6 protein-coding genes and 1 pseudogene are annotated in these 7,673 nt (G+C 34.9%); 3 read left to right on the forward strand and 4 right to left on the reverse strand.

Annotated elements, in window-relative coordinates; all coding sequences use genetic code 11:
* Window positions 1-30 precede the first annotated feature (30 nt).
* The 3 genes from IGJ32_RS11120 to IGJ32_RS11130 all read left to right on the forward strand — a co-directional run bounded on the left by IGJ32_RS11120 (window position 31) and on the right by IGJ32_RS11130 (window position 1,983).
* On the forward strand, window positions 31-465 hold the full coding sequence (locus IGJ32_RS11120) for an HIT family protein (protein WP_010720905.1): 435 nt from the start codon (window positions 31-33) through the stop codon (window positions 463-465).
* Complete coding sequence (locus IGJ32_RS11125) at window positions 458-796, forward strand: YtxH domain-containing protein (RefSeq protein WP_010720906.1); 339 nt, start codon at window positions 458-460, stop codon at window positions 794-796. Before IGJ32_RS11120 ends, IGJ32_RS11125 begins: the two co-directional genes overlap by 8 nt.
* A 176-nt stretch (window positions 797-972) precedes the next feature.
* On the forward strand, window positions 973-1,983 hold the full coding sequence (locus IGJ32_RS11130) for a peptidylprolyl isomerase (RefSeq protein ID WP_081128411.1): 1,011 nt from the start codon (window positions 973-975) through the stop codon (window positions 1,981-1,983).
* Window positions 1,984-2,157: 174 nt separating this feature from the next.
* Here IGJ32_RS11130 and IGJ32_RS11135 read toward each other — a convergent pair whose 3' ends face one another.
* From IGJ32_RS11135 to IGJ32_RS11150, 4 genes and pseudogenes are all read right to left on the reverse strand, one after another.
* Entirely contained in the window at window positions 2,158-2,373 is a 216-nt protein-coding gene (locus IGJ32_RS11135; RefSeq protein ID WP_010720908.1) for a hypothetical protein, read from the reverse strand.
* 151 nt (window positions 2,374-2,524) lie between these two features.
* Window positions 2,525-3,469, reverse strand: coding sequence for a 3'-5' exoribonuclease YhaM family protein (locus IGJ32_RS11140; RefSeq protein WP_010720909.1), 945 nt, complete (start codon window positions 3,467-3,469; stop codon window positions 2,525-2,527).
* A pseudogene (locus IGJ32_RS11145) lies at window positions 3,453-6,172 on the reverse strand (AAA family ATPase). The gene IGJ32_RS11140 and the pseudogene IGJ32_RS11145 overlap by 17 nt, the downstream one beginning before the upstream one ends.
* Complete coding sequence (locus IGJ32_RS11150) at window positions 6,169-7,389, reverse strand: metallophosphoesterase family protein (RefSeq protein WP_088745263.1); 1,221 nt, start codon at window positions 7,387-7,389, stop codon at window positions 6,169-6,171. Before IGJ32_RS11150 ends, IGJ32_RS11145 begins: the two are co-directional and overlap by 4 nt.
* Between the last annotated feature and the right edge of the window lie 284 nt (window positions 7,390-7,673).

The following is a 7,673-nucleotide window of genomic DNA, read 5'->3' on the forward strand; positions in this document are numbered from 1 at the left end:
ATAATATTTTTGATGGAAAGGATGTTTCCTATGGAAAACTGTATCTTTTGTAAAATTATTAAGCAAGAAATCCCTAGTTATAAAATCTACGAAGACGAAAAAGTCTATGCATTTTTAGATATATCCCAAGCTACAAAAGGACACACACTAGTTATTCCAAAACAACACGTTTCTGATATTTTTGAATATGACGAAGTACTAGCAGCTGATGTCTTTTCACGTATCCCTAAAATCGCTCGTTCAATTGAAGAAGCTTTTCCTGAGATGCAAGGACTGAATATCTTGAATAATAACCGTGAATTGGCTTATCAATCTGTATTTCATTCACATGTCCATTTGGTCCCTCGCTATAGTAAAGAAGATGATTTTTCGATCCACTTTGGTAACCATCAGTCAGAATATAGTGCGGAAGAATTGCAACAAATTCAACATACCATTGTAAAGCAGGTGAAGAACATTGATTAAAAACTTTTTAAAAGGAATCGTTTTTGGAACGACCGTTGGAGCTATATCTGGATTGTTATTTGCTCCTAGAAGCGGGAACGAAACCAGAAAAAAATTGATCGCTGAACTAGACGAAGCAACGGAATTAACAAATGATTTAAATAACAGTCTTAATAATTTCAAACAAGCATTAGTTGACACAAAAGAAACAGCTAATACTTTGATCCCCGCTTTTCAAGAATCAATGAAAAAAGATATTGAAAATTTTAAATTTCAAGCAGAACCAAGAATTGCACAAATCCAAGAACAAGTTGAAAAATTAACAAATGATTTGCCACAAGACATGCAATAATGCGGAATTTTATAACACTTTTGATTTTAATTTTATTGTTTTTTTAATTTTTAGTTAGGAATGTGATCAAAATTTGAATTTTATTTGAAACTATCACGAGAACGTTTTTATTAATAAATAGATATGGTATAGTTATTATTGTAAGAATAATAATAAATCACAGGAGAGCAATTTTAATGAAAAAGAAAAAAATAATTTTAGCTGCAACTAGTGCGCTAGCTGTATTAGCATTAGCTGCTTGTTCAGGTAGTACAAATAAAGACATCGCCACAATGAAAGGCGGAACTATCACGGTTGAAGATTTTTATAATGAAGCAAAACATACGCAAAACAACCAACAATTAGTTCAAAATATGATTATTTACAAAGCCTTTGAAAATAAATATGGCGATAAAGTAACGGATAAAGATGTCAATGCTGAATACAAAAAGAATGAAGAAACTTACGGTGACACCTTTAAATCACAATTAGAAGCAGCTGGTTATACAGAAGACTCATATAAACAAGCACTTAGAAGCAGTTTAGTATTAAAAGCTGGTATAAGTGCTAACGTCAAAGTGACAGAAAAAGATTTAAAAGAAGCTTGGAAAACTTTCCATCCAGAAGTTGAAGCACAAATCATTAAAGTAAGCAGTGAAGATGAAGCAAAAGAAGTGAAAAAATCAGCAGATGACGGAACTGATTTTGCGAAACTGGCAAAAGAAAAATCAACCGATGAAGCAACTAAAAAAGATGGCGGAAAAATCAAATTTGATTCTCAAACGACAGATGTTCCAACTGAAGTGAAAGAAGCAGCCTTCAAATTAAAAGACGGTCAAGTATCTGACATTATTTCAGCGACAAATACAACTTCATACTCAACAGATTATTATGTTGTAAAAATGGTCAAAAACCAAAATAAAGGCGATGACATGAATAAATACAAGAAACAATTAGAATCAATCGCCCGAGATACAAAAGAAAGTGATCAAGACCTACAAAAAGAAATTATCGCTAAAGTATTAAAAGAAGAAAATGTAAAAGTCACAGATGATGCCTTTAAAAATGTATTAACGCCATTTACTATGGAAACAGCTAATACCAATACATCTGAGTCTAAAACAAAATCAACAAAGTCTTCTGAATCTAAAACAACTGAATCAACAAAAACTTCTGAATCATCAACAACTGAATCATCAAGCAAATAAGATGAAAAAAACAGACCTATCCTGGTCTGTTTTTTTTTGACGCTATAATTTCTAAGAAGGATCGTAATTTCCACCTTATTTTTTATAAAAGATAAGCATAGATTAAAACACCAAAGTAAATGATTGACTTTGATGTTTTTTCGCTACCTATTCACTTTGACAAAGAGCTGTTTTTTAGTAACTGATTCTGGTCATCAGTGTAACGATCGTTGCAAACATAGCAAAAATACAAATAAAGACGCCCGTAGTCGTTAAAGTAATCAAAGCAATCTTGGATTTGTTTCTCAATTTATAAGCCATATACAACAAACATACTGAGAAGAAAATTCCCAATACCCAGAAAAATAGCGGATCTCTTTGAACGCCAAGAGATTGGATATAATGATTCATTAACTATTTTCCCCCTATTAGTAAAACGGTTTCTCATCTGACTACAATCTTACACTATTGTAGATTTTTATCAATAACAAAATAAATTTTCCAATAATAAAGACACGTAGGCTCACAAGTAGTTCGTGTTAGGCTACGTGCCTTTAGTTATCTATAGTTCTTTGGGAACATAGAAACTACGATTTTCCATTCCAAAAATCCGTTCAGTGTATTTTCCAGGTTCTGTTTGACGAATCGACGTCAACATCATTTGCATTGAAGCATCGAGATTATCGATCTGATGTAAGATTTCTGCTTCCATGATACGTGGTCGAACCGGCGATCCGTATTCTAATAAGCCGTGATGTGCTAAGACCATATGTCTTAATACCAAAACATCTTCATCTGCTTCATTTATTTTCAATGCGATACATGCTCTCGTGATTTCTTCATCTACTAGTACCAAATGCCCCACTAGATTACCCGCTAAAGTATATTCCGTACTCATCGGTCCAGATAATTCAATCACTTTTCCGAGATCGTGTAAAATGATTCCTGCGTATAACAACGATCGATTCAATTCTGGATATTCATCAGCAATCGTTTTACCTAAATGCAACATAGTCAATGTGTGGTAAGCTAATCCACTCGCAAAAGCATGATGATTCCGTTTTGCTGCGGGAAATTCAAAAAATTGCTTTTGATATTTATTTAGTAAATGACGGACAATCCGATTCCAATGAGCATTTGTTATATCAAATAATAATTGATTGATTTCTTCTTCCATTTCTTCTTTTTTCAAAGGAGCCCTTTCCATATAAAAACTAGGATCACTTGGCTCTTCAAGTTTAGTCAATCGCATATGCAAAATCTTTACTTGTGGGTTTCCTTGATAGATTTCCCGCTTCCCACTTAAGAAAACAACTGTCCCAGCAGTAAACTTGTTGATCTCTTCTTCAGAAGCATCCCAATATTTGCCATCAATCGTTCCAGACGTATCTTGAAAAGTAAATGCAATAAATTTTTTTCCGTTTTTCGCAACTCTGACATCAGCATTTTTAATTAAAACAAACAATTCAAATTGTTCATCGACAACTAATTCACGAATTTTTTTCATTCTTTATACATCCTTTAATATATTCACAGATTGTTGAAGCTCCTGATAATAGCTTACCATTTCTTGGTCAGAAGAAAAACAAATAACTTGATAATTTTGGCCGAAATCAGCTAACAATTTGGCTAATTGATATTTTCTTTGATGGTCATAATGCAACCAACCGTCATCTATGATGATTGGACAAATCGAACGTTTTGATTCTAACGATAGGTAGGCAAAGCGCATGGCCATAATCAGTTGATCTTTCGTTCCTGTAGATAATTCATAAATGGGAAAATCAGTTACACCGTCTGTTAGTGTCAAAGTATCATTTCTCAATAAAATCTCTTGGTAATGATTTTGTGTTAAGACTCCTAAATAGTGACCAGCAGCTTTTAACAATTGTGGTAATTGACGTTCACTCATTTCTGTAGACAGATCCCCTAAAAAAGTCCCAGCGACCATTAGACCGCCCCAATGTTCCATCAGTTGTTGCAGTTGTGCTCTCAATAAACTTTCTTCTTGGTACATCTCATCCAACGTACCATCTTTTTGTAATTCCTCGATTTGGATCTTTAACCGCTGACGTTGTTCGATCAATTGTTTTTCTTCAAACTGATACTGCCGTTGTTTCTCTTGATTATGATACAGTTCAGTACTTAATTGCTCCCGTGTCCGTTTTTTTGGAAAAAGTGGCGCGAGAATCTCATCCAACTCTTTTAGTCGTTGAAGTTGTGTTTTTGTTTGTTGCGCTTTTTGCAAATAAGCAGCTACTTCGGATGGATAAGCAAGTCCGACCTGTTCCATCTGTCCGCTATAGTGTTCGATCAAACTTTTTTGTTTCTTTTTCAATTGGTTGATTTCTTGTTTCAATAGTGTATTTTGTTGATAACTTCTAGCGAATTTCAATTGTTCCATTTCTTGGATGAAGTTCGTTAAAAGCACCATTTTTTCAGCGATTCCTTTATCTTGTAACGGTAACCATTCCTTAATCAATTCAAACTGACGATCAAGCTGTACCAACTTTTGTTGAATCTCATTTGCTCGTTCTTGTTTCTTGATCAAGCGGCTATACAAGTCTTGATAATCGGATACTTCATGCCCATATTCCTTCATCGCTTCTAAGGTATTCATCGTTCCTAAGTGATGGACCTTTGTAAAATCGAAAGCTTTTTGTTGGATTTTTTGTTGTTCAATCACTAGCTTGTTTTTACTTTGATTAATCTCTTCGATTTGGGCTAACGTATTGTCTAATTGTCCCAGTTTTTCTTGCCACTTACCTTTGATTTCTGATAAATCACTTTTCTGACCATTCAGTGATTTCCTTTCATAAAATGAATACCCCAATGTACCTAAGGCTAATAAAAAGACTCCTAGTTTCCAAGGCATTGGTAGGAAGATCCCCACCACAAAAAAGAATCCGCCGATAATAGCAAACGGTGTTTTGTTCTTTGAACGAACTTCTGAAGGTGCCGACTGTAATAATTCTGGATGTGTGGCTTCTAATTGGTTGATCTCCGCTTCAATCGTCCGCTGCTGCTCTAAGACGATTTCTGATCTGATTGATAATTGATTGGCTTGTTCTTTCAACAAACGATTTTCAGAAAATAGTTGTTGCCACTCTTCAGTATGCAAAAATTCTTGTGGCTCTTGTGTCCGTTGCCATTGCCAGCTTTGTTCTAAAATTTTTAATTCTGAATCAATTTCTCGTTCTTCCACTTGGAGTCTTTGCCATTCATTCAGCCAATGTTCGATTTGTGTTTGCTGTTGTTGCAATTCTTTTAGTACTTGCTCTTGTTCCAAATAGAAATAATATCGTGCCGACTGTTGATCCATTCCGCTATGTTTTTCTAAAGTAGCTTCGAGCTCATCTAGGCGTTCCGTCATCTGCTGATAGCGTTTAGTGAATTCCTCTAAGTCTAAAAGCAACTGTTCTTCAGGAACTTGTGGTAAGGTATTGGCTTTAAGTGTTTGCCACTCTTCGTATAAAGAATAATTCAGCTCTTGCTGCTTGATCTGAGAAATTTTTTCGTTTATCTCTTGGAGTTTTTTTTGTAGCTCTCTTTGATCTTGACTGTAGGCTTGTTCTTGTCGAACGAGTTCACCGAAAAAAGATTCCTGCTCTTGTTTTTGATGGACTCTTTCTTGAAGGTTCTTCCACTCATTCAATTTCTGATTGATAAGCAGTTTCTGCCCTTTTTTCTTAAAAAGCTGTTGGGCTTGCTGATAATATTCTTGTCTTTTTTGAAAAACATACGAACTACCCGTAATCCCTAATGAGATCAGTGCATCATGTAATTCTTTTTCTCGTAGATGATCTAGTTCAGTTAACTGTTCTTGTTGAAAAGTAAAAACCTGCTGAAATAAATCCTTTGTTAGTGGAGAAAGTAATTTCTCTAATAATTCATCACTTCCCTGTTGCTCATTAAAAAGGACTTTGGATTTCCCACGATTTTGCTGTTTGTAACGTTCAACTAGTATTTCTCCATGAACTGGATGTTCTAACCAAATTTTCCCACCATAGGCAGCTCCATCTTTCGGCGTATAGTCTTTTTTCTTCTTTCCTTTTGAAGGGAAGCCAAATAATACAGCCTGAATAAATTGGTAAATCGTTGACTTGCCTGCTTCATTTTCACCGTAGATCAATTGATTTCCAGAAATAAAATCAAATGTTTTTTGTCTCCACTTACCAAATGCAGCTATTTCGATTCGAAGGATTCTCATATACTTTCCTCCTCAAACACAAAATCTTGCTCCAGTATTGCCTTGGCTTTAGTCAAGGTACCTTCCTGATATTCAGGTAAATCATTCATCAAGCGAACCGCATCAGGATGACTGTACATCTCACCTAAAATCTGATGGAAATCTTCACTTACCCGATAAGTTTCAAAGAGTTGGTCAACTAATGTCTGTGAGACCTTCAACGATACTCGATTCATTCTTTCATCTTCCTTAATAGATATACGCCAAATAAGTAAATTTGTAGACAGGTTGGCTATTTTTTCCATTAAATACTCAAGTAATTCGCCAGAATAGATTCGATCAATCACTTCTTGGTTCAAGTGATGATACTCTGTTACCTTTAAATCTAACAACGTCAGTTTTGGATTTCCCATAGTTAACTGCTCTTGGATCACTTGTAACACGTCTTGCGTAGTCCGAGCAGTTTTTAAAGACACGGTCTTACTCTCCCAGTATACTTCTGCGACCTCTAGCGGAATCGTCTGGCATTCACTGGAGGTCAATTCAACCAATAAAACATTTCTAGCTGTCTGCTCTTTTTGGGTATGGCCTTGAGGTGCCCCTGGATAATTCATTGTTTCTTTTTCGTTTAAAGACATTGGCACATGGATATGTCCTAATGCCCAATAATCATAGCCTTTTTCCTGCATTTTAGACGGCTGAAAAGGTGCATAGTTTCCCCTCTGATTGCTCCCTATTTCGCCATGATACAGACCGATATGATAATCCACTGAGTGTCGTAAAGGAAATTCAGCAACTTTATCTCCCTGTATCCACTGGTGTAAATAACTAAACCCGCTGATGGCGACCTTTTCCCCTTTTTTAGATAAAAATGTCTTTGTTTCTACCTCTTCCGAAGTAAATAAATGGACATTTTCGGGAAAAGTAAACCAGTAGCGCTCTGATTGATAATAATCATGATTTCCAAATGTCAAATAGACAGCAATCTCTTTTTCATTCAATCGTTCGATTTGATCAAAAAAATGTTTTTGGATTTTTAATGAAGGACGATTTTGATGGAAGGTGTCTCCCGCAAGTAAAACAAAATCAACTTCATTTATTATAGCCTTGTCTACAATATTTGCTAAAACTTTTAAATTAACCTCTAATAATTTTTCCTGTACCGATTTATCTAAATTTACTAGTCCTTCAAAAGAGCGATCGATATGTAAATCAGCTGCATGGATGAATTTAACCATCGAGTGTCCTCCTTTTTACTCAAGATGAATTTATGCCTTATCCGGCTTTATTTGAATAATTTTTATAAAATAGGTACTGCTTTATAAAATTATATGCCCTTTTATCATACCATTTTCATTGCTTTTTTTCATCAAAAACCGAAAATTTGTTCGCATTCACTCGAATAGATTACTCCGACCAATTCTCCCCTTGCTTTATGCCTAACTTTTTTGTATTTTATGGTAAAAGTAGAAACATGAGGATTATTTACTCCTTTTTCTCTAAAAGGATAGAAAAAGAAAAT

This window comes from Enterococcus sp. DIV1639a (genome assembly GCF_050530445.1).
Classification (GTDB): domain Bacteria; phylum Bacillota; class Bacilli; order Lactobacillales; family Enterococcaceae; genus Enterococcus_B; species Enterococcus_B hirae.

What these genes read in the sequence shown, in the direction of transcription:
- IGJ32_RS11120 (WP_010720905.1), top strand. Translation starts at nt 31, where the DNA reads ATGGAAAACTGTATCTTTTGTAAAATTATTAAGCAAGAAATCCCTAGT.
- IGJ32_RS11130 (WP_081128411.1), top strand. Translation starts at nt 973, where the DNA reads ATGAAAAAGAAAAAAATAATTTTAGCTGCAACTAGTGCGCTAGCTGTA.
- IGJ32_RS11135 (WP_010720908.1), bottom strand. Translation starts at nt 2,373, where the DNA reads ATGAATCATTATATCCAATCTCTTGGCGTTCAAAGAGATCCGCTATTT.
- IGJ32_RS11140 (WP_010720909.1), bottom strand. Translation starts at nt 3,469, where the DNA reads ATGAAAAAAATTCGTGAATTAGTTGTCGATGAACAATTTGAATTGTTT.
- IGJ32_RS11150 (WP_088745263.1), bottom strand. Translation starts at nt 7,389, where the DNA reads ATGGTTAAATTCATCCATGCAGCTGATTTACATATCGATCGCTCTTTT.